Consider the following 24034-nt stretch of genomic DNA (forward strand, 5'->3'; position numbering starts at 1 on the left):
AGAAGCCTCCTGTTCGGAGGCTTCTTTCAGTTTGTAGACGCGATATACTATCTAATTCTGCTCGTCTTTGACTAATTCATTTGCTGTTGACTCTTGCTGCTCTTCCATTTTCTTTTCAGCAATTTTCGCTTTTTCAATCATAGGTGTGATCGTTGATCCTTGGATCAAAATAGAGAACACGACCACTGCATACGTCATCACTAGAACCAGTTCTTTTACGTCGATTAACTTATCTGGAATCACCATAATTCCTGATGGAATAGACAATGCCATGGCCAACGCTAAGCCTCCGCGCAATCCACCCCAAGTTAATATACGGATAGACCAAGGATTGTAAGTGCGATAACGTTTAAACCCAACGTAAGGCACTGCAACACTGACGTAACGACCCAAGAGTACCAATGGAATCGCGATTGCCATGACTATCCAGTCTTCTTCGTGGAATTTAAATAGCAACATCGACATACCGATCAGCAAGAACAGTACGCCATTTAAAAACTCATCGACCAGTTCCCAGAAGTGATCTAAGTGTTCTTCACTCTCTTTAGAGAATCCAATAAAGCGCGTCCAGTTACCGATCATAATGCCTGATACCACCATTGCTAGCGGTCCTGACACATGGATGATATCTGCAAACACAAAGCCAGCGGTTGGGACACCTATGGTTAGTAACAATTCCATAGAGTGGTCATCTGTTGCACAAATCAAATAATGGAAGATTAGACCAAGAACCAAACCATAAAGGATGCCACCTAATGCCTCATGTACGAATAATTCAGCTACACTGCCGATAGTTGGTGCGTGTTGACCAAATGCGATAGTAAAAATGGTGACGAAGATAACTAGACCAAAACCATCATTGAATAGTGATTCACCTTCTATTTGTGTTGAAATACGTTTGGGTGCGTTAAGTTTCTTAACGATAGCCAATACGGCTATTGGGTCGGTTGGTGAAATCAATGCGCCAAAGAGAAGACAGTAAATAAGTTGTAGATCGATACCTAGAAAATGACAGGCGCCGTAAAGACCGTAACCGATGAAGAAAGTTGAAAAAAGAGTTGAGCCTAAGGCGAGAACGGCGATTTCCCATTTTTGATCTTTTAGGTTGGGAAGTTTGATACCTAATCCGCCAGCAAATAACAAGAATCCTAATATGCCTTTGAGCAGGAAGTCTTCGAAGTTAATACTGGTCATGGTAGTTCGAGCGATTTTGGTTAATTGAAACCAATCATTTTGACCTGCAACTAAGATGAGCAACGAAAGCAACATGGAACCTGCGGTAATCGCTATTGTTGTTTGCATTTTACCTATCTTGCTGTTGAAGAAGGCAATAAGCATCGCAGCGGCAGAAAGAAAACAGAGTGTGTAATAGACTGACATTTTCTTCTCTTTGATGTAACAAATTGTGAGCGGAAATTGTCTGACGATGGTGGCTAAATAGCAAACATTTTTTGTTGTTCTTATCACCAATGAATGAGAGTGAAATTTGTCCTTTTTATTGATTTAGACGTCTAGATTTCTAGATGGACTATGATAGGATGTCGCTAATCATAAGGAATGAGGTTGTATTGTGAGTAGTTATATAAAACAACAAATAGAAACACAGTTAAAGCAACGCATACTGCTTATTGATGGCGGTATGGGAACCATGATTCAAGGTTATAAGCTGGAAGAGCAAGACTACCGTGGAGCGCGTTTCGCTGATTGGCATTGTGACCTAAAGGGTAATAATGACTTACTTGTTTTAACTCAGCCTCAGTTGATTAAAGAGATTCACGATGCGTATCTGGAGGCCGGTGCTGACATTCTAGAAACCAATACATTCAATGCCACCACTATCGCGATGGCTGATTATGATATGCAGTCGATCAGTGAAGAGATCAACTATGCTGCTGCTAAATTGGCCCGTGAAACTGCAGATGAATGGACGGCTAAAACACCAGATAAGCCGCGCTATGTCGCTGGTGTTTTAGGTCCAACTAACCGCACATGTTCTATTTCACCAGATGTAAACGACCCTGGTTTTCGTAATGTTCATTTTGATGAGCTAGTAAAAGCGTATTCAGAATCAACGCGTGCGCTTATCAAAGGTGGTTGTGATCTGATTCTTATTGAAACCATTTTTGATACGTTGAATGCCAAAGCGTGTGCTTTTGCCGTCGAAACCGTATTTGAAGAGCTTGGTTTGACCTTACCCATCATGATCTCCGGCACGATTACCGATGCCTCTGGTCGTACATTATCGGGTCAAACAACCGAAGCTTTTTATAACTCCATGCGCCACGTTTCACCTATCTCGTTTGGTTTAAACTGTGCTCTTGGCCCTGATGAGTTACGTCAATATGTTTCTGAAATGTCGCGCATTTCAGATTGCTTTGTCTCAGCTCACCCTAACGCTGGCTTACCAAATGCCTTTGGTGAATACGATTTATCACCAGAAGATATGGCTGAGCATATTTCTGAATGGGCTCGTTCAGGATTTCTCAACTTTGTTGGTGGGTGCTGTGGTACGACGCCTGAGCATATTCGAGCCATCGCCAAAGCGGTTGAAGGTGTCGCACCTCGTGTTATTCCTGATATTAACCGAGAATGTCGTTTATCTGGCCTTGAACCACTTAATATTGCTAAAGAAACCTTATTTATTAACGTTGGTGAGCGAACCAACGTCACTGGCTCTGCTCGTTTTAAACGCCTCATTAAAGAAGAGCAATATGACGAAGCGCTAGAAGTTGCGCGTCAGCAGGTTGAAAACGGTGCCCAAATCATCGATATCAACATGGATGAAGGCATGCTAGATGCTCAAGCCTGCATGGTGCGTTTTTTGAACCTATGTGCTTCTGAACCAGAAATTTCGAAAGTACCGATCATGGTGGACTCTTCTAAATGGGAGGTCATCGAAGCAGGCTTAAAATGCATTCAAGGCAAAGGGATTGTTAACTCCATCTCGCTTAAAGAAGGCAAAGAAAAATTTGTTGAACATGCCAAGCTAGTGCGTCGTTATGGCGCTGCAGTCATTGTCATGGCATTTGATGAAGTCGGTCAGGCCGATACTCGCGAACGTAAACTGCAAATTTGTACCCGAGCTTACCGAATTTTGGTCGATGAAGTGGGGTTCCCGCCAGAAGATATCATTTTTGACCCTAATATCTTTGCTGTTGCAACAGGGATAGATGAACACAATAACTACGCTTTAGATTTCATTAATGCAGTCGCTGATATTAAGCACGACTTGCCTTACGCAATGATTTCCGGTGGTGTGTCTAACGTATCGTTCTCTTTTCGCGGTAACAACTATGTCCGTGAAGCAATTCACGCGGTGTTCCTATATCACTGTTTTAAAAATGGTATGGATATGGGGATCGTCAATGCAGGTCAGCTTGAAATTTACGATAACGTGCCACAAAAATTACGTGATGCGGTTGAGGATGTGATTCTTAACCGTCGCGATGACGGCACTGAACGATTGTTGGAAATTGCCGAAGAGTATCGTGAAAACGCTGTTGGTAAAGAAGCCGATACGTCTGCTCTTGAATGGCGAACTTGGCCAGTAGAAAAGCGCTTAGAGCATGCTTTAGTAAAAGGTATTACTGAGTTTATCGTTGAAGATACCGAAGAAGCACGATTGAAGTCGGCTAGACCCATTGATGTGATCGAAGGTCCATTGATGGATGGCATGAACGTGGTCGGTGATTTATTTGGTGAAGGGAAAATGTTCCTTCCTCAAGTGGTGAAATCAGCTCGAGTGATGAAGCAAGCTGTTGCTCACTTAGAGCCATTTATTAACGCGCTTAAACAATCGGGTTCATCAAACGGCAAAATATTGATGGCAACCGTAAAAGGCGATGTTCACGATATCGGTAAGAACATTGTCGGTGTGGTGTTGCAATGTAATAACTTTGAAATCATTGATCTAGGGGTAATGGTTCCCTGTGAGCAGATTCTAAAAGTCGCGAAAGAACAGAAGGTCGACATCATTGGCTTGTCTGGTTTGATAACCCCATCCTTGGATGAAATGGTTCATGTCGCGAAGGAGATGGAGCGTCAAGGTTTTGATATTCCACTAATGATTGGTGGGGCGACAACATCGAAAGCCCATACGGCAGTGAAGATTGAGCAGAACTATCATCAGCCTGTTGTGTATGTCAGTAATGCTTCTCGAGCGGTGGGTGTGTGTACCGCATTATTGTCAGATGAGCAGCGTCCAAGTTTTATTGAAAAACTCAATGTTGAATATGAGCGTACGCGTGAACAACATGCGCGTAAAACCCCTAAATCTCGTCCGGTGACGTTAGCTGAAGCTCGTGCGAATAAAGTTGCTATCGATTGGGATGATTACGAACCACCAGTTCCCGTTAAGCCGGGAATCCATGTGTTTGAGAATATGGATGTAGCTACCCTACGTCAGTATATCGACTGGACTCCATTCTTTATGACTTGGTCGTTGATGGGTAAGTACCCAGCGATTTTGGAGCATGAGGAAGTGGGCGAAGAGGCCAAACGTCTATTCCATGATGCCAATGAGTGGCTTGATCGTATTGAAAGTGAAGGGTTGCTGAAGGCGTCTGGTATTTGTGGTTTGTTCCCTGCAGCAAGCATCGGTGACGACATTGAAGTCTACCGTGATGCCGAGCGTCGTGATGTTTCTCATTTACTGCATCACTTGCGGCAACAAACGTTCAAACCGAAAGGTCCTAACTATTGTTTGTCTGATTATATTGCGCCGAAAGAGAGTGGTAAGGCCGATTGGATTGGGGCATTTGCGGTCACTGGTGGTATCAATGAACGTGAAATCGCCGATCAGTTTAAAGCCCAAGGCGATGATTACAATGCGATTATGGTTCAAGCGGTTGCGGATCGACTCGCAGAGGCTTTTGCAGAATATTTGCACCAAGTGATGCGTAAGGATATTTGGGGATATGCGGCTGATGAGACACTGTCGAACGACGATCTGATTCGTGAAAAATATCAGGGGATTCGTCCAGCACCGGGATATGCCGCATGTCCTGAACATACTGAAAAAGGGGCGATTTGGGAGCTACTTAAGGTTGAAGAAACGATCGGTATGAAATTGACCTCAAGTTACGCCATGTACCCAGGAGCATCGGTATCTGGTTGGTACTTCTCTCATCCTGAGTCGCGCTATTTTGCAGTGGCACAAATCCAAGAGGATCAGCTCGAAGATTATGCTGCGCGTAAAGGCTGGGATCGTGTTGAGGCTGAAAGGTGGCTGGGTCCGAATATTAATGGCTAATCCGAGTCAGTGTGAAATAAGCAAGAAAAGAGGGCCATCAAATGATGGCCCTTGTTACTTCTCGTTCGCCAGTTGGCTTTTTATTATTTTTCGAACAGTTCACCGTGAAGGTGCTGAATCACTTCTTTAGCTGACGATGAGTCAACTAAGAAACAGAGGTTATGATCACTTGCGCCATAGCAAATCATGCGTAAGTTGAAATCATCAAGTACACCAAATACTTTCTTCGCATAACCACGGTTTTCCATTTGGTTACCGATTAATGCGACTAAGCTCAGGTTGTGTTCTACTTTTACCGTACACAAATCTTGTAATTCATCTTTAACTGCTTGAGGTAGCTCTGGAGCGCCGCCAGAGGTGTCAGTCTTATCCAGAGTTAGCGATACACTGATTTCTGAGGTGGTAATCAGGTCGACAGAAATTTTATGTTTAGCCAGTATTTCAAATACTTTGGATAAGAAACCGTAAGCTTGGAACATCTTCGCACTATGCAGCGTAACCATAGTCTGGTTATTACGCAGTGCTAATGCACGAAATGGTGGTGCGCTTTCTACTTCTTGGCGAATCCAAGTGCCGCCTCGTTCTGGTTCTTTTGACGAGCCAACGAAAACTGGAATGCCATCGCGAAGTGCAGGTAGCAAAGTCGATGGGTGAAGAATCTTCGCCCCAAAGTTAGCCATTTCTGATGCTTCGTTAAAGCTGATTTCTGGAATAGGTTGGGCATTAGGCGCAATACGTGGGTCGGTGCTGTAAATTCCAGGGACATCCGTCCAGATCTCTAGACCGGATGCTTGAACTGCTTCTGCAATTAAAGCTGCTGAATAGTCACTGCCGCCTCGGCCTAATGTGGTCGTGTTGCCATCTTCATCTGATCCGATAAAGCCTTGAGTTACCACAACATGGTTTTGACAAAGAGGGACAAGAAGCTCTTTGGCTAGGGAGCCAATTTCATCGAGCTGAGGTTCTGCTTTACCAAAGTTGTCATCGGTACGCAGTACTTCGCGAATATCAAAACGGACAGCATTAATACCGCGTTCAACCATCACTTGGGTCAGGATGTAGGTCGACATCAATTCGCCGCATGCCACAAGATGATCGGTCAGTTTATGGCTAGATTGGTAAGATGCTGCCTCAGAGGCGCTAGTGATGATATCCAAAATAGCATGAACTTGTTTTTCAACTTTAGTTGGGTCACTCAGTTGGTCGATGATCGCATGGTGTATATCTGCGATTTGTTTAATGAGCGCGGCACGGTCGTCGGCATCAGCCACACCGTTGGCCAGTTCAACCAGTAAATTGGTCACACCTGAACAGGCGCTACTCACAACCAGTTTAGTTTCTTGATTGTTTTCGATAATCGCTGCACAGCGACTCATTGCTACAAAGTCTGCTACGCTAGTTCCGCCAAATTTCGCTACATTAAATGCGCTCACAATGTATTCTCCCGATACGTCCTAAAATAAAAATTGGGCTGTAAGAACAACCTTATGTCCTAATAATGTGAAGAGAGAGACGTAGAGCAAAAAAAGAGGTGTTACTTAAGAAAGGTTAAGGAGACCTCAGAAGCTCTTCATCAGACTGAGCTGATGACAGTTGAAGGGATTCAGCCCATTCACCCGACAGGTCACTACCACATTATGACCTATCTCGGCACTACTCCCCCTCAATGTTTTGTGTTGGAATTGTGGTTCCACAAAACACCTACCTGGGTAGTGCTCCTCTTCTGCTTGATAGCTTGTTCATTGAACGTGTTTGTGTGATTAATGTCAATCGTAAATTGCATGATTATGCCTGTTAACGGTTATTTTTATGATGAATCGGCTCTTCTTCGTAATCACAGGTAGCGTTGAGCGCTTTTCCATCTACGCTAAGCTTAGCAATAAATTTGTTAGCAAGGAGGCATCATGGCTATTACTCATTTTTTACCACCAAGAAGAATTTTGATGGGACCTGGCCCATCAGATATATCACCTCAAGTATTACAAGCACTTAGTCGTCCAACGGTCGGTCATTTGGATCCTCTTTTTATCGGCATGATGGATGAAGTGAAATCGCTACTGCAATATGCGTTTCAAACCAAAAACAGTTTTACGATTGCCGTCTCCGCGCCTGGTAGTGCGGGGATGGAGGCATGCTTTGTTAATTTGGTTGAGCCAGGTGACAAAGTTATCGTGTGTCGTAACGGTGTCTTTGGCGAGCGAATGCGCGAAAATGCGATTCGCTGTGGTGCGCAAGTCGTTGTTGTCGATGATGAATGGGGCGCTCCTGTTTCTGTTGATAAAGTAGAACAAACCCTTAAAGACCATCCTGATGCAAAAGTATTGGCGTTTGTACATGCCGAGACGTCTACCGGCGCGTTAAGTGACGCTAAGGCTTTAGGTGCTCTAGCAAAACGTTTCGGGATGTTGAGTATTGTCGATACAGTAACCTCGTTAGGCGGGGTGCCGCTGCTGGTGGATGAATGGCAGCTCGATGCGGTTTATTCTGGTAGTCAAAAATGCCTATCTTGTGTCCCAGGCTTGTCGCCGTTGACCTTTTCACCAGCCGCGATAGACAAAATAAAATCACGAAAGACGCCAGTACAGAGTTGGTTCTTAGATCAAACCCTAGTGCTAGCTTATTGGAGTGGTGAAGGGCGACGCAGCTATCATCATACCGCGCCAGTGAACAGTCTCTATGCGTTGCATGAAGCCTTACTCTTGTTACAACAAGAAGGATTGGAGAATGCTTGGGCTCGTCATCAAACAATGCACCAAAAGCTAAGAGTGGGATTGGAAGAGATGGGATTTGAATTTGTCGTGGATACTCCCTACCGGTTACCACAACTCAATGCCGTTTATTTTCCACATGGAGTGAACGATGGCGCAGTTAGACAACATTTACTCAATACCTACAATCTCGAAATAGGCGCAGGGCTTGGTGCTCTGGCGGGTAAAGCGTGGCGTATTGGTTTGATGGGGTATGGTGCGCGTGAAGAGAATGTCGCCTTATGCCTCAGTGCATTAAAAGCGTCATTGAGTACGGGTAGCTAAGTTTCTCATTGCTAAGTTTCGTAGAGTAATAAGGCCTGAAATCTCAGGCCTTATTTGAATCAGAGAGAAGAAACCGATGATGTGTTAGTGTCCCTCTGGTATTGCTGAAGATGCCCCAGACGCTGCTGATATCGACACTGGGTCAACATACTGCACTGAGTCAAATTCAACTTCTGGGAATAAAAATTTGGCTTCAGCGCGAATCTGTTCTGCTCGGCTTGCTTCGCCGATGCTCTGATACGCAATAATCAAGTTCTTGTAGAATTCAGGCCTTGGTTTACGTTTGATGATGCCAAGTGACCAATCAATAAAAGGCTGAATATACTTCGCTTCATGTTGTTGTAATCCCATCTCTAGATAGGTGCTGTACACATCCCAATCGTAACGATCTTGCCAGACATATAAGTTGGTTACCTTGTTTAGCAAGGCTGGGTCATGGGGAGCTAAACGCTCAAAACGAATCAAAACATAGTTGGTTTGCAGAGCCGTTACCATAAACGCGGTGGTGAGCAATGGTACAAGTAACGAAAGAATTCTTAAACCTGCTTTAATCCAATGGTGGAATGCCCAGTAACGGTATTTGGCCGAGCGCTGATCAATCCAATAGAGCAAGATCAAAAATGTAATCCAATGCGCTGTCGAATGATAAAAAGGATACTCGAGCTGGGTGTGCAGGCTTATTGGAACCAACAGGGCAAAGAGAGCAAGACGAGTATCTTTTTTGGTGTGGTATAACCGAATGAATACAAATCCTACCGCGATAAAAATACCGACAATCGGCAGTAAGCCACCTTCGACTGCCCAATAAAGTAACTCATTATGGGGGTGGTCCATTGAAGGCAAACCAGCGTGATAAGTCGGATTTAACTGATGCTGCCTTGCAGTGTATAACAAGTATTCGGATTCAAATTTACCGTAGCCATAACCGGTAAATGGTTTTTCTATCACCATGTCCAGTGTTTGTGGAAACGTGTATCGACGGGGGCTTTGTAGGTCGGCCTTATTGATAACAAATCCCGCATTTCCCTGAATATGTACGGCAGACAATCCCGACGTGATACCCAACACAATAATGGCGAGCCAAGCAACGAGACGACGGCGTGGTGCATACTTATACTGATAAGGTATGAGCAGTAATGTTGTCAGCAATAAGGCTAGCCACCCAGTACGTGAGGCCAATACCACCAAGAGTAAAGTCGACACAAAGAGTGTGATATAGAGTAATGATATTTCTACGATTCTACGATTGTACTTTTGTGGTTGGCGCGCCAGCATATATCCAGCAAGTACAAAGCCCGTTGCCATGAAGCTTGCCATGACGTTAGGTTGTTGAAAAATACCGTAAGGGCGCAAAAATCTTAATGTGCCATCCGTACGCTCTGGTGCTCCAAAATATTGATACAACCCAAAGATGGCTTCCATTAGCGTCGCAATGATGATCAGCCATAGTAGACGTTGGCGTTCTTTGTTGCTGAATCGAAATTGTTGTAACAAGAGGAAGAAGCCCCAGCCGCTCCACAGACCGACTAGTCGTAAAGAGCTTTCAGCTGAAGAGGCATTGCTATACAACACCGGAATGGTCATCAGAACACAAGCGATGAAAAGACCAATCGTCAATTTTGAATAGCGTAACTTTAGATTGTTACCTAACTGATATAAGCCAATTCCAGAGGCAATGCTCACAGCTATCCAAGTGGTGTCGTTAAAGGACAATGACAAACCTGAACCACCAGGGTTCGACATGAAAAAATGCATCGCATAAATGTAGATTAAAGCGATTGCATAAATGAAGGCTTTATTGAGCGGAACCACCGGAGCTTGCGGTTCCAATTTTGTGCCGCTTAAGAGTAATATCGCCATAATGTTCTCATCGACTTATAAAAAGAAACCAGCGTGAATGCTGGTTTCGATACTTTACCTTTTTTACCTATTTCAACATAGGTTTAAGAAATCGAGCGGTATGCGAACTTTCCACACTCACTATATCTTCTGGAGTGCCCTGAGCGATGATCTCACCGCCACCTTGGCCACCTTCAGGTCCGAGGTCGACAATCCAGTCTGCAGTCTTAATCACATCCAAGTTATGCTCAATGACAACTATGGTATTGCCTTTATCTCGAAGCTGATGAAGCACGGTAAGTAATTGTTGTATATCGTGGAAGTGTAAACCTGTCGTTGGTTCATCCAAAATATAAAGCGTTTTACCTGTATCGCGTTTGGATAACTCGCGTGCCAATTTAACTCGTTGAGCTTCACCGCCAGAAAGTGTAGTCGCTGCCTGACCTAAACGTATATAGGATAAACCAACATCCATTAGAGTTTGCAATTTACGTGCGATAGCCGGAACTGGTTCAAAAAATTCGCGAGATTCTTCAATGGTCATCTCAAGAACTTCGTGAATGGTCTTGCCTTTATATCGAACTTCTAAGGTCTCGCGGTTATAGCGTTTCCCTTTACATACATCACACGGAACATACACGTCGGGTAGGAAATGCATTTCCACCTTGATTACGCCATCGCCTTGGCAAGCTTCACAGCGACCTCCGCGCACGTTAAAACTAAATCGTCCCGGTTTGTAACCACGAGAGCGAGATTCTTGCGTCCCCGCAAATAGCTCACGGATTGGGGTGAAAATTCCAGTGTAGGTTGCAGGGTTAGAACGTGGTGTACGTCCGATAGGGCTTTGGTCGATATCTATCACTTTATCGAAGTGCTCAAGTCCTTTGACTGCTTTGTAAGGAGCGGGTGTTGATGTCGTTGCCCCATTCAGCGCGGTATGAGCAATTTTAAAGAAAGTATCGTTGATTAGAGTGGATTTACCAGAGCCAGAAACCCCAGTGACACAAGTAAACAGGCCTACTGGAATCGATAAATCGACATTTTTTAGGTTGTTCCCTGTTGCGCCTAACACTTCAACGACTTTCTTGGGATTTCTTGCGACACGCTGCTTTGGTACAGCAATCGACTTCGCACCACTAAGGTATTGACCTGTCAAAGAGTTTGGATTGGCAATGATCTCTTCTACCTTGCCTTCTGCAACCACCTGACCACCATGAACACCTGCTCCTGGACCAATATCAATTACGTAATCCGCCATGCGAATAGCATCTTCATCATGCTCAACGACTAAGACGGTGTTTCCTAAATCACGTAAATGAATCAAGGTCTTTAATAGTCTTTCATTATCGCGTTGGTGCAAACCGATAGAGGGCTCATCTAGTACATACATGACGCCGACTAAACCTGCACCTATTTGACTCGCTAAGCGAATGCGCTGCGCTTCGCCACCAGACAATGTATCAGCGCTGCGAGAGAGATTGAGGTAGTTCAAACCCACATTGACCAAAAAGTGTAAGCGATCTTTGATCTCTTTCATCACTTTCTCAGCGATTTGCGCTTTTTGACCTTTTAGCTCTAAGGTGTCAAAAAAGGTCAGAGCATCAGAAATGCTCAACTCAACGATTTCTGGTAACGCGGTATCATTAATGAAGACGTTGCGAGCTTCTTCACGTAAGCGGGTGCCATGACAGCTAGCGCAAGGTTTGTTAGAAATGTACTTACTCAGTTCTTCTCGAACTGAGCTGGATTCTGTTTCGCGATAGCGACGTTCTAACGTATTAAGAATGCCTTCGAATGGATGGCGTTTAATACGAATATCCCCCCGATCGTTCACATACTTAAACTCGATCTCTGTACTACCTGATCCATGTAAAATCACTTCTTGAATTTTCTTTGGTAGTTCATCAAAAGGCGTTGTGAGTTTAAATTTATAGTGTTCGGACAGCGAAATCAGAATCTGGAAATAATAAAAATTACGTTTGTCCCAGCCAATGATGGCACCATCGGCAAGACTAAGATGCGGGTTTTGAATAACGCGTTCTGCATCAAAATATTGTTGAACACCTAGGCCGTCACAGGTAGGGCAAGCTCCGGCTGGGTTGTTAAACGAGAACAGGCGAGGTTCAAGTTCACGCATGCTGTAGCCACAGTGTGGGCAAGCAAAGTTAGCGGAAAAGACGTGTTCTTCACCATCGCCTTCCATTGGTGCTACCACAACCACACCACCAGACAGTTCGAGTGCGGTTTCAAATGATTCAGCAAGACGTTGTTGTAGATCGGCACGTACTTTAAAACGGTCGACCACCACCTCAATGGTGTGTTTCTTTTGCAGTTCTAGCGCTGGTGGATCGGATAGATCGCAGGTTTCACCATCAATACGAGCGCGGATGAAACCTTGTGCAGCTAGGTTTTGCAACGTTTTAACGTGTTCACCTTTACGCTCCTTGATAATTGGCGCAAGGAGCATCATTTTCGACCCTTCAGGAAGTGCCAAAACTTGGTCAACCATTTGGCTGACGGTCTGAGCGCTCAGAGGCACGCCATGTTCTGGACAGCGAGGTTCGCCGATGCGAGCGTAAAGCAAACGCAGATAGTCGTAAACTTCGGTGATAGTACCTACAGTAGAGCGAGGGTTATGCGATGTTGATTTCTGTTCAATAGAGATTGCAGGAGATAACCCTTCAATGTGGTCAACATCCGGCTTTTCCATTAAAGATAAAAACTGACGTGCATAGGCAGAGAGTGATTCTACATAACGACGCTGACCTTCAGCGTAGAGAGTATCGAATGCAAGAGAAGACTTTCCTGAGCCTGAAAGTCCGGTGATCACAACCAACTTATCTCGTGGAATTGTGATATTGATATTTTTGAGGTTATGGGTGCGAGCGCCTCGTACTTCGATTTTATCCATCTGTCAGCTCTACTTAAAATACCGAGATGAACAAGTATTACATAGAGTGAGAATTGTGCAAAGAAGCACTGGATAAAAAAACAGTTAGAAACCTTCATTCCTAACTGTTCGATTTGGTGTTTAAAGCAAAATACGCATTAACCTTTTTTGGTGGAATGCTTATCTAGAGCTACTTTTTTCTCATTTTTCTTGTAGAGGTTTTCGTAGCAGTAGTTGGTTGCTTCGATATAACCTTCAACACTACCGCAGTCAAAACGGTGGCCTTTGAATTTGTATGCCAGTACACAGCCCGATTTTGCTTGCTTCAGCAGAGCATCAGTAATTTGGATTTCTCCGCCCTTACCCGGTTCTGTTTTTTCGATTAATTCGAAGATATCTGGAGTTAAGATATAGCGACCGATGATTGCAAGGTTACTAGGCGCTTTGCCTGGTTCTGGTTTCTCTACCATGTCATCGACACGATAAATATCGTCTTTGATCATTTCACCAGAAATCACACCGTATTTGTGTGTTTCATCTGCTGGAACTTCTTGTACAGCGACAATGGAACAGCGGAACTGATTATAAAGCGCAACCATTTGAGCTAGCACGCCTTTATCTTGGTTCACGCATAAGTCATCGGCTAGTACTACTGCAAACGCTTCATCACCGACTAACTCACGACCGGTGAGAATCGCATGACCTAGACCTTTCATCTCACGTTGGCGAATAAAAGTGAAGGTTGCACTGTCCATAATGCTGCGAATATCGCCTAGCAGCTCTTCTTTGTTGGTGCCGTTGATTTGATGTTCCAGTTCATAGTTCATATCGAAATGATCCATGATTGAGTGCTTACCACGGCCGGTCACGATACACATGCCGTTCATACCCGCTTGGATAGCCTCTTCAACGCCGTATTCAATAAGAGGTTTGTTAACGACAGGCATCATTTCTTTAGGCATGGATTTGGTTGCTGGCAAAAAACGCGTGCCGTAGCCAGCGGCAGGGAAAAGGCACTTTTTAATCATAACAATGACCTATTTAAAATCGAAAGTTCGAATGCTTATGGGCACTTTACCACGGGCGCACGTTCTGTATCAGCAGATTTGCCGGATCTTAAGATAAAAATGTGCTGCAAAACGCACTATAACCTCAGTGTTTGCTTTGCCCATTGTATTGCTTCGATTCTATTTTTCACGTTAAGTTTTTTATAAATATTGTAGAGATGTGATTTTACGGTTAATTCACTGATGAAGAGTGTATCTGCAAGCTCAGTATTGGAACTTGCTGAGCAGAGATAACGCAATATCTCGGTTTCGCGTTGGCTTAGCATGGGGAAAGAATGGGAAGTTTCGCTCGTTAACTTTGATTGCCAATAATTGATCAACTGCTCATAGACGTGTTCAGGAAAACGGATTCGACCGTTGATGATATCGGCTAGACTGACCGCGATTTCAGCTGGGGATGTGCCACTATAAAAGAGACCGCGTAAACGTCCAAAAGTGAGTAATTCATCTGTTGTTAGCCGTTTGGGTACGTTGAATAACACCACTTCAAAGCGCTGTTCAGTCATGTGGATAGGAGCAAGCCCTTTGCGTAAAGAGTGATGCTCACTGTAATCCAACAGCAAAATTTTGTGCTTGTATTCTTGATAGTGAGTTTTGATCTCTTCAGGTGTGACAATCGGGACACTAACACTGAGCAGCTGTAGAGTTTCAAGCATATTTGGGCTAACGCTTTGTGTATCAAGCGTCATCAGATACAAGGTTCTGGCATATTGATTTTTGACCATAATATTGCACTTCGCATTGACTAGAGGAAGGCTTGTTTTACCTAGTGATGATGAGACTTGACGAGGCAGAATAGAGAAAATTGCGTCCAACTTCTTAGCTTTTGTCTAAGGTTGAGTAAAGGGCAAAACAAAAATCAGAGACAGACCGCAAAATCAAAATGGAAGACATGCACTTTAATTATGAGCACAGTACCAATAAGGAATTTGGCGATAAGGGAAGATTGGTGAGAAGGATAAAGCGTGTTATCCTTGCTGACTAATTTTAGAAACACTCACTGTGATAGACGGAGCAGAACATGGCAAGCCGTGGTGTGAACAAAGTAATTTTAATTGGCAACCTGGGTAATGATCCTGAGGTTCGTTACATGCCAAATGGTGGTGCAGTTGCAAACATCACTATAGCAACGTCAGAAACTTGGCGTGATAAAGCAACGGGTGAACAACGTGAGAGAACTGAGTGGCATCGTGTTGCATTGTACGGAAAACTGGCTGAAGTAGCAGGTGAGTACCTACGTAAAGGCTCTCAAGTTTATATCGAAGGTCAACTACAGACGCGTAAGTGGCAAGACCAAAGCGGTCAAGATCGCTACACAACAGAAGTCGTAGTTCAAGGTTATAACGGCATTATGCAAATGCTAGGTGGCCGTCAAGGCGGTGGTGCTCCAGCTGGTGGTATGCAACAGCAACAACCACAACAGCAAGGTGGATGGGGACAACCTCAACAACCTGCAATGCAGCATCAGCCACAGTACCAATCTGCACCTGCACAACAATCTCAGCCAGCGCCTCAATACAATGAGCCGCCAATGGATTTCGACGACGATATCCCGTTCTAGAGATTGCTCGATACGAAGAGATCAAAAAAGCTCACACCTAGGTGTGAGCTTTTTCTTTATCATCAATTTAGTATTTACTGTCGATGTATTTCTCAATGTATTGTTTCACTTTGGCTCGTTCTTCTCGGGTCTTCGAGGAAATATGAAACTCAATCTGGTTTACGGTACGTAACCGGTTGATGTAATACATTTCGACATTAATGTCGGTTAGCTGGTTAATCTCTTGGATTGGCTTAAGCAGCGCTCTTTCTTTAAAGTGCTGCCAGCAGTTTAATGACTCTTCCACACCAAACTGTTTACGCAGTTTATCGACTTCAATCGTGAACGATTTTTTTACCTGCCAAGATTTACACATTTCGTAAAGACGAATTGAGTAGTAGCTGGTCAAAAAGGCAATATTGATAAACTTGTACTGCGTATAAGGTGGCTCTACATAATGCACTAGTGGCGTGTAAGAATCAGAAATTCGAATGCGAGCTTCATTTTTTGAGGGAAAATCAACACTATCAATGATCGCCTCATTGATACTGATTTGTTCGCTCTCAACTCTGAATGGTGCGCCTACCATAGTGCTTAGTGCCTCTCTGATACCAGAGAAGTTGTTCGATTGCAGCGTCAGACCAATCGCTTGGCAATATTCTTTGATATTGATGTCGACGTATGGCTGCTCTTTGTCTGCAAGCGTGGCAAAGCAGTACTTAATGACTTTGTACTGGTTATAAGAAATTTTATATTCTGATGCCTGAATAAAGTCGTTGCTTTTCACCACAACTTTATTACGCATTTTATTAATATTGATTGATGGAGATTTTTTTATCGTCATAGTCTCACCATGCCGCATATCGACTGTTCACTAAGGCCAAGATTTCTCTTCTAATGTAAGAAATCCACATCTAAATGATGTTTAAAAGAGACTAACTACCCTTAATAAAATAGAGAATTAAGTGCTCTTTTTCTACCATTGAAAAATGAACAGTTAGCGAGTGTATATCTAGTTTCAATGAAACTTGTACGCGTTATCTGTCCAGAAAAAACGGTGACTCAGGTGCTTATTCGAGCTCTAGCGAAATTGCTGCGGCTTTAGCGCCAGTGATCTTAAGAAGATCGCTTGGCGAGAGTCTAACAACCAGACCACGATCGCCCGCATTAACGTAGAGAGCATCAAGTTTCATCAATTCTTCAGCAAGAAAAACAGGCATTAAATTGAATACACCGAGCGGGCTTGTTCCACCCGAGACAAAACCAGTTAGCTTTGTCGATTTGTCTGCATTCATCATGCGCGCCTTTTTACCCATCAAAAGAGCAGCGGCTGCGTCCATATCCACTTTTTTATGAACAGGCAAAACAATACAAACAGGCGACTTTTTATCGACTTCAATAATCAGAGTTTTAGCGACACTATTTTCATCTTGCCCCATCGACTGAGCCGCTTGAATACCGATAGATGAACCGTGAGGGTTATATTCATACGTTTCGATAGAGTAAGTGACACCACTGTCAGATAAAATATGGCGAATAGTTTGCTGCATATATAACCCTTTGGTAATAAGTTAATAATTATGTGTTAGAAACACAAAAATTATATCTGTGTGGTTTTGTTTTTAACCAAAGAAAAGATTAATTTACTTTTAAATAATGTCTAAATTTAAATCTATGACATTAAAATAATTATTAATTAATATTTACTCTCTCATCCGTAAAAGGTCTTACTCCTTAAAACAGAGCTCATTATAAAAACTGTTCATACTTTAAACAAGATCTTTACGTGTTACGAAAGTGTGTTTTTTTGATTTTTTATCAATGTATTTCATGTGGTTATGAAGCTATCGCACACAAAAAATATCGAAATAAACACAAAATTTAACACCGTTGGGAATGAGGCGATGTAACAAAAATGTAGAAAGGAGGGGGAGTTGTGTAAGCGAGATAGCTTTGAATTGTCTTTTGAACTTCTTGCTATTGAGTTATTCTCACTGATTATTTTTTATCTGGCAACACTAAAGTGGTGATAAATATTGTGTTTGTTTGGATTTAATATTTTTCAATATGAGATGTAGAGGTTGAAATGTCATTCTTAGAACAAAATAGATCTATATTTAAACTCTCTCCAGATAAGTGCTTACATGATGAACAGCAGCAGCTGAAAAATAAATTAGAAGAATTTCTATGTTTAAATAGAGCAGAGGAACATGGCTGCTTTATTATTTATGGTGATGCTGGAACCGGGAAAAGTGTATTTCTTAACCGAGTGTTTATGGATTTACAGCATTATGCAAGAGCAGATAAACAACATCCATTATATGGGTTAAATAATGTGCTTCTGGTTAATCACCCAGAAATGCTTAAAGCGTATAAAAATGCGGCAGAAAAAATCCCAACATTAAAAAAGAAAGATTATGAACGTCCAACGACTTTCATCAATCAATATCACAAAGCAGGAAAAGTAGCGGATATAGTCTTAGTTGATGAAGCTCACTTGTTGCTGACTGGGCCAGACCGCTATAACCATTTTTTTCAAGATAATCATTTAGAAGAGTTAATGAAGCTGGCTCGACTTGTGGTGCTTGTGTTTGATGAGAAGCAGGTATTAAAAGCGAAAAGTTTGTGGGATAACACTAGGTTGAACCATTTACTGCAAGCGTATCCAGTAGAGACATTTACCCTGAAGCGTCAGTTTCGTATGAATGTGGCTCTTGAACACGCTGATTGGATAACCCAATTTTGCCAAGGAAATCTTCAACCGATACCGTCAGCTTCAGCGCAGTTTGAGTTAATGCCTTACGATGATGCTCAGAAAATGTATGAAGATATTCAAGAGCATAACCAATACCGTGGTTTATCGAGAATGCTGTCTACCTACGATTATCCTTATCGACTCGATGGTAAAGATTATTTCATTGTTGAAGGACGCTTCTGTTTGCGTTGGGATCGAGCTAAGCCACAAGCCAAGGATCCTTGGGCGGAGCGTGAAGATACGATTGAAGAAGTGGGCTCCGTTTATACCATCCAAGGTTTTGACCTTAACTATGTCGGTTTGATCTTAGGACCATCAGTGAGTTGGGATGAAGCCACTCAGCGTATCGTGTTACAACCAGAGAAGTATGAAGATAAGGCGGCGTTTAACGGATTAGGTGGGAAAGATAATGCTCAGCATCTAAAACAAAATCTGATGTGGAATAGCATTAACGTCTTGATGACGCGAGCGATTAACGGGTTGTACATTTACGCGCATGATCCTATTCTGCGGAAAAAATTGATGCAAGCGATGGTATAAGGAGTAACCACATGGCTGAAACGATCTTGTGGATCGATGATCCAAAAATGCAAGGAGCATCGGCTTTGGTCGAATGTTTTGATGATGATCTCGCCTCTCTCGTCAATAAGATGTTTTCCTGTATTGAGCAGTATAAGGAGTCCGGGCTAGCGGCTATTCAGCTCGGAGTTGCCCAGCAAGTGATTGTGATCGCTATCGATGATGAATATGCCAACCACCATCGATTGGCGTTAGTCAACCCTGTGATCACTTGGTCGAGTGAGCAAATGACTCAGCATTTGGAGCTGTGCTCTTCAATTCCTCAGCATCCTCTGCCAGTGAGTCGATCTAAAGAGGTCACTGTTCAATATCAAGATATTCACGGACAGAGTCAGCAATGGCAGACGAAAGGTGTTGTAGCGGTTTGTTTGCAGCATTTGATCGAACATTTGAGTGGTCACTCTTTGCTTGATCATCTCTCATCGCTTAAAAAGCAGCGCGTCAAAAAAGGATTGATCAAGCTGCACCGGCATAGTGTTTAAAATCAGCGTAACGAATGCGTATAAAATGTAATTCTGCTGCTGTTAACGCGCGTTGATCCTCAAATTAATAAAAAAGCCGCCAAAATAGCGGTTTTTTTATATACTTATCTACAGCCGTTTGTTTTAAAATTCATCAACTAAACGACTTTCATTCCTCGTAAGAGAACAGAAAAGGAATTCCATTTTCATGAGGTATACGCCAACTCTTAAATTAAGCACCCGCTTAGTTGCTTTTGTGACGTTAATCGTGATCAGCGCTATGTTCGTTCTGTTCGTTGGCGGAGTGCTCTCATTTCAGCGTTTAGGTCAGGAATACATGAACCACTATTTAGAGGGGATCGTTGAGGTCCTCGATAAAGAGATGGAAGATCCTGATGCGATCTATTCTATGCAGCGCTGGATGCCGAAAATGTTGCAGGCAAGCAATATTGTCGAGATGCAGTTATCGTCCAAATCGGGCGTGATTTACCGTTTTCGAGATACGACGAATAAAGTCACACCGGATCGACTCTACGACTCCACCCTGAAGTTAAAGCGCCATGAAGGGTACGAAGTCTCATTTCAAGTTATCCCTCCTTATAACGGTTATAGCTATTCGCTTGGTGCTATGTTGTCGATCACTTTCGCCGTGGTATTGATCGTCATCGGCCTGCTACAAGGATTGAAGTGGCTTAGAAATCAATTGCTTGGATCTGAATTGCTTGAAGAACGTGGCCGAATGATCTTAGCAGGGCAAGTGGAGCGTTTTGCTGTCGGTGACGAACGAGAGTGGCCTTACACCGCCAGTGAAGCATTAGATAAACTGATTGAAGAGCTCAAAGATGCTCGTCAAGAGCGGAGCCGCTTTGACACGTTTATTCGCAGCCAAACTTTCTTAGACCAATTGACTGGTGCCGCTAACCGTGTGCTTTTCGATAATAAATTAGAAGCGGCGCTGCAAGAGAGTGGCGCTCATGGTGGCGTGGTCATGCTGCGTATCGATGAACTGGAGTCGGCTCGAGAAGAGAATGACAAGCAGTTAGTCGACGATTTTATTATTAACGTTGGTCAGTGCTTATCCAATGTCACCTCTCGCTATCCAGATGTGATCTTATCGCGTTATTACGAATCTATTTTTGCCGTGTTCTTACCGCATCAATCTTCAAAAGATGTCGCGTATGCGGCTTCCCAATGCCTTAAATTGGCGGAGAGGTTAGCGCCCCCATCACCGCTTGATAAAGATAATTGGTTCCATATTGGCGTCACTATGTATAACGAAGGTGAACGCCGTGGTCGTATTATCAATGAAGTAGAAACGGCACTGAAAAATGCTCAACTACAAGGAATGAACGCTTGGAGTCGGTTTAAAAAGCTGGCGAAACCACAAGATGAGCGAGGTAGTGTACGTTGGCGCACGTTGTTTGACGAAGCGTTGAAACCACAAAATATTCTTTTGTATCAGCAACCTTGTTATTTATTGACTGGCAGCGAACAGCTAGTGAAAGTTCACCAAGAGATATTTGCTCGAATTGATGACCCACAACAAGGAGTTATCAAAGCATCACGTTTCAGTGCGGCGCTAGAGATGGTCGGTTACGAATCATTGATGGATCGATCCGTATTTGATCGCGTTATCGATTTTCTTCGTTCTAGCTCATCGAAAGAGTGCTATTCGATTAATATGAATGTAGTGCCTTTCGCGGATAAGCGTTTTGTTCGTTGGTTGCGTTTTGAGCTAATGCAAATGCCTCAAGAGTGGCGTCAAAGACTCTCTTTCGATTTTTCTGAAGGACATTTAGTACAACATCTGGACTACATGCGACCTGTTTTACGGATGATTTCCGCTTTAGGTTATAAAATTGTCGTAGGGCAAGCTGGACGTACCATAGTAAGTACCCACTACTTGAAAGACATCAAGGTTGATGTACTAAAACTGCATCGTAGCTTAGTGAAACGAATCGATCAAAGGCATGAAAATCAACTGTTTGTGCGCAGTATGCTCGGTGTATGTAGCGGTACTGATACGAAAGTCATTGCAGTAGGGGTTGAAGAAGAGTCAGAATGGGCGATGCTCAAAACCCTTGGTGTTGATGGTGTACAGGGGCGCCTATTCGATGAAGAACGTCCACTACAACCTGATGTTCAGTTGAAAAAACGTAAGGTTGAGTCTGTTATTAAACCTGGTAGAAGAAATCGATGGCGAACTAAATGATAAAACTTGATGAATTGATGTCGAAACTGAATGCTAAAAAATCGAAAAATCAATCGATTGTTTTTGCTGTATTTCAGCCTGATGCCATCTATTTTTCATCAAGTGACACTCATTTGGAGTTACCGTCACGTTACCCATTAAGTGACAAAAGTCTTGCTGTTTCATTAGCTTCAGCCTTGTCTATGGCTGGAATTAAGAATGTGCTGGTGGATGTCATCCTCCATGTTAATCAGTATCAAAGCTTTCAAATTGATAAGCCTGCGATTCCCAAGTCGGAATGGCAGGCTGCATTGCCTTTTTTACTCAAAGACTTAATTAGAGAAAAAGTCACCGATGTGGTTGCCGATGCCTATGAACTGCCAAACAGCAATAAGGTGCAATCTTACGTCGTCCATAAAAAGCTGATTCTAGAGCTTTATCATCAACTTCATGAGCAGCATTGTGAATTACACCGCGTTGTCCCTGAACAAGAAGTATGGGCTCAATCAGTACAAGACCTTAGCCATTTTCTACTTTTACAAAAGAGCACTGAAGGCAGTTTTAAACTCGAAGCATTTTATCAGCAGCGTTGTACTTTCCAGCGCACGCTACGTGGCGTGGTATCACCTTTAACGGGAAGTTCAAGTTCACCACTACAACTCGATGGCTTGGCGCTTGAGCTACAGAGATCGGTTGACTATCTGTCATCACAGATGAAAGGCGTGCCGCTGCATGTGCTGAAAGTGTGCTGCGATGAAGAAAATAATGAAGAGGTGGTTGCAGCACTGAATGAGCGTTTAAGTGTGAAATCGTCCGTTCTCGATGCTGAGCATGACTCTTCTGGTTTGGTTTTGGCAAGAAGTGCCCATAAAGTGCAAAGCGGTGCGATTAACTTCTTTCAATCACAACTTAAACCCAAAGTGGATCATTTCACCTTAACCAATGTAGCTGCGGTATGGGGAGCTATATTGGTTGTGATGTTATTGATTACCGCGTTTTATCAGTATGAATTAGCACAGAAAAGTAAGTATTTACTTACTTTGCAATCACAACAAACGATGTTAGTCGCTCAACGCGACGAGCTGAAGAAACAAGCGGCAAATCATCAGCCTTCTCCGGATAAGTTAGCGGCGATAAGTCGACTGAAAAAAGAAATTGATGCGAAAAATGCGTCGATTGGTGCGGTTGATAGTATTGAGCAATCAAAACAGGCGGGTTATTCCGGGATCATGAGTGGATTGGCTAAGTTAGCCAATACGGATATTGCTCTGTCTGAGATTGAGATCGATAACAACCAGCTGAATATCAAAGGATATGCTCGTAATGCAGCTTCAGTTCCTGCTTGGATTGCTCAGTTTAAACAAGAGCTGCACCTGATCGGCCGTAGCTTTGAAAAACTAAAAATCGAACGTGACGATAAAGGGGTTGTGACTTTTGAGCTGAAAACGAAGCAGGAGGCGAAATAATGAAAGCGCACTGGTTACGTTGGAGCCAACTGTTTGCAGAACGTTCACATCGAGAAAAAATGCTCATCGCTCTTGGTGGGTTGGTCATTTTGTTTCTCGCATTGCAGATGTGGGTCTTAGACCCTGTGTTAGCCCAAGTGGCTGTTCAACAAAAAAAAGCGCTCAATACTGTCTCTGAAACACAAAAAGTGACGGCAGAAATTGCACGACTTAAAACGCTGTTGTCGACGGATCCAAACGCTGAAGTAGACAAACAGTTTGCGAGTTTACAGGTACAGAGCCAGCAGCTTTCTATGAGCATGTCTCAAGTCATGGATGGTATGGTTTCCCCATCTGAAATGGCCAATCTATTAGAAAGCGTATTACGCAATGGTAATAAGTTAAAACTCATTAGTTTGACCTCTCTTCCTGCAAAGCCGGTGGGAAAGAGTAAAGATGGTGTCGATGGTGCTTACTATATTCACCCAGTGCGTATGGAGCTAACCGGAAGCTATTTTGCTATTCGTGATTATCTTTCGGCACTAGAAAGTTTGCCGATCAAATATTACTGGCATAGCTTTAAGTACAGTGTTGAAACTTATCCTCAAGCTCGCATGATTTTAGTGGTTTATACGATTGGCTCACGAGAGGAGTTTATTGGTGGGTAGGTATGTCAGATTTTTGGGTCTGTTGTTGTTTGTTTCTTGGCGTGTTATCGCGGCTCAGGATCCCACCGAGCCTCTGTCTTGGATGAATCCTTCCCAAGAAAAAAAAGTAGTACAACAATCGCTGCCTACATTAAACAGCATCATATGCTCCCCTGAGTGCAGCGCCATCGTCAATGGCGAAATCGTAGGTCGTGGTGATGTGGTTAACGGTTATCAAGTTAAAAACATCACGACCTCGACAGTGGTGTTAGCGCGCGGCAAGCAAGAATGGACACTTGAATTATACTCACAAGATATCAAGCAATAAGGGTCTGGA

The 24034-nt window shown here is 43.2% G+C and carries 17 protein-coding genes and 1 riboswitch; of the genes, 9 read left to right on the top strand and 8 right to left on the bottom strand.

Annotated elements, in window-relative coordinates; translation table 11 throughout:
• Positions 1 to 51: 51 nt before the first annotated feature.
• Positions 52 to 1380, bottom strand: a complete 1329-nt coding sequence (locus OCV11_RS01795; protein WP_261894633.1) for a cation:proton antiporter — start codon at positions 1378 to 1380, stop codon at positions 52 to 54.
• A 190-nt stretch (positions 1381 to 1570) separates the two neighbouring features.
• Between OCV11_RS01795 and metH the strand changes: the two genes are divergently transcribed.
• A complete protein-coding gene (gene metH / locus OCV11_RS01800) occupies positions 1571 to 5251 on the top strand; it encodes a methionine synthase (protein ID WP_261894635.1) in 3681 nt (1226 codons plus the stop codon).
• An 83-nt stretch (positions 5252 to 5334) separates the two neighbouring features.
• On the opposite strand, the gene lysC is transcribed toward metH, so the two are convergent.
• A complete protein-coding gene (gene lysC / locus OCV11_RS01805) occupies positions 5335 to 6684 on the bottom strand; it encodes a lysine-sensitive aspartokinase 3 (protein WP_261894636.1) in 1350 nt (449 codons plus the stop codon).
• Positions 6685 to 6806: 122 nt separating this feature from the next.
• A riboswitch (Lysine riboswitch) is annotated at positions 6807 to 6982 on the bottom strand.
• A gap of 173 nt (positions 6983 to 7155) precedes the next feature.
• On the opposite strand from lysC, the gene OCV11_RS01810 reads away from it, so the two are divergent.
• Positions 7156 to 8283, top strand: coding sequence for a pyridoxal-phosphate-dependent aminotransferase family protein (locus tag OCV11_RS01810; RefSeq protein WP_261894638.1), 1128 nt, complete (start codon positions 7156 to 7158; stop codon positions 8281 to 8283).
• An 84-nt stretch (positions 8284 to 8367) separates the two neighbouring features.
• On the opposite strand, the gene OCV11_RS01815 is transcribed toward OCV11_RS01810, so the two are convergent.
• The 4 genes from OCV11_RS01815 to OCV11_RS01830 all read right to left on the bottom strand — a co-directional run bounded on the left by OCV11_RS01815 (position 8368) and on the right by OCV11_RS01830 (position 14804).
• A complete protein-coding gene (locus tag OCV11_RS01815) occupies positions 8368 to 10143 on the bottom strand; it encodes a PglL family O-oligosaccharyltransferase (protein ID WP_261894640.1) in 1776 nt (591 codons plus the stop codon).
• Positions 10144 to 10210: 67 nt separating this feature from the next.
• Complete coding sequence (uvrA, locus tag OCV11_RS01820) at positions 10211 to 13033, bottom strand: excinuclease ABC subunit UvrA (protein ID WP_261894641.1); 2823 nt, start codon at positions 13031 to 13033, stop codon at positions 10211 to 10213.
• A gap of 137 nt (positions 13034 to 13170) precedes the next feature.
• Complete coding sequence (galU, locus tag OCV11_RS01825; protein WP_261894643.1) at positions 13171 to 14040, bottom strand: UTP--glucose-1-phosphate uridylyltransferase GalU; 870 nt, start codon at positions 14038 to 14040, stop codon at positions 13171 to 13173.
• A gap of 116 nt (positions 14041 to 14156) precedes the next feature.
• On the bottom strand, positions 14157 to 14804 hold the full coding sequence (locus OCV11_RS01830; RefSeq protein WP_261894645.1) for a helix-turn-helix transcriptional regulator: 648 nt from the start codon (positions 14802 to 14804) through the stop codon (positions 14157 to 14159).
• A 296-nt stretch (positions 14805 to 15100) separates the two neighbouring features.
• Between OCV11_RS01830 and OCV11_RS01835 the strand changes: the two genes are divergently transcribed.
• Positions 15101 to 15640 (top strand): single-stranded DNA-binding protein, encoded by a 540-nt coding sequence (locus OCV11_RS01835; RefSeq protein WP_261894647.1) that lies wholly within the window; start codon positions 15101 to 15103, stop codon positions 15638 to 15640.
• A 67-nt stretch (positions 15641 to 15707) separates the two neighbouring features.
• Here OCV11_RS01835 and OCV11_RS01840 read toward each other — a convergent pair whose 3' ends face one another.
• Both OCV11_RS01840 and OCV11_RS01845 read right to left on the bottom strand, forming a co-directional pair.
• Positions 15708 to 16463 (bottom strand): replication initiation protein, encoded by a 756-nt coding sequence (locus OCV11_RS01840; RefSeq protein ID WP_261894649.1) that lies wholly within the window; start codon positions 16461 to 16463, stop codon positions 15708 to 15710.
• A 226-nt stretch (positions 16464 to 16689) separates the two neighbouring features.
• A complete protein-coding gene (locus OCV11_RS01845) occupies positions 16690 to 17169 on the bottom strand; it encodes a YbaK/EbsC family protein (protein WP_261894650.1) in 480 nt (159 codons plus the stop codon).
• A gap of 536 nt (positions 17170 to 17705) precedes the next feature.
• Here OCV11_RS01845 and OCV11_RS01850 point away from each other — a divergent pair.
• The 6 genes from OCV11_RS01850 (at position 17706) to OCV11_RS01875 (ending at position 24025) form a co-directional block, all read left to right on the top strand.
• Positions 17706 to 18914, top strand: coding sequence for a DUF2075 domain-containing protein (locus tag OCV11_RS01850; protein ID WP_261894652.1), 1209 nt, complete (start codon positions 17706 to 17708; stop codon positions 18912 to 18914).
• Positions 18915 to 18925: 11 nt separating this feature from the next.
• A complete protein-coding gene (gene def / locus OCV11_RS01855) occupies positions 18926 to 19435 on the top strand; it encodes a peptide deformylase (RefSeq protein ID WP_261894653.1) in 510 nt (169 codons plus the stop codon).
• Positions 19436 to 19622: 187 nt separating this feature from the next.
• Complete coding sequence (csrD, locus tag OCV11_RS01860) at positions 19623 to 21626, top strand: RNase E specificity factor CsrD (protein WP_261894654.1); 2004 nt, start codon at positions 19623 to 19625, stop codon at positions 21624 to 21626.
• Positions 21623 to 23071, top strand: a complete 1449-nt coding sequence (locus OCV11_RS01865) for a PilN domain-containing protein (RefSeq protein ID WP_261894655.1) — start codon at positions 21623 to 21625, stop codon at positions 23069 to 23071. Before csrD ends, OCV11_RS01865 begins: the two co-directional genes overlap by 4 nt.
• Entirely contained in the window at positions 23071 to 23718 is a 648-nt protein-coding gene (gene pilO, locus OCV11_RS01870; RefSeq protein WP_261894656.1) for a type 4a pilus biogenesis protein PilO, read from the top strand. Before OCV11_RS01865 ends, pilO begins: the two co-directional genes overlap by 1 nt.
• On the top strand, positions 23711 to 24025 hold the full coding sequence (locus OCV11_RS01875; protein WP_261894657.1) for an MSHA biogenesis protein MshK: 315 nt from the start codon (positions 23711 to 23713) through the stop codon (positions 24023 to 24025). The genes pilO and OCV11_RS01875 overlap by 8 nt, the downstream gene beginning before the upstream one ends.
• Positions 24026 to 24034: the final 9 nt, after the last annotated feature.

This window comes from Vibrio porteresiae DSM 19223 (assembly GCF_024347055.1).
Lineage (GTDB): Bacteria > Pseudomonadota > Gammaproteobacteria > Enterobacterales > Vibrionaceae > Vibrio > Vibrio porteresiae.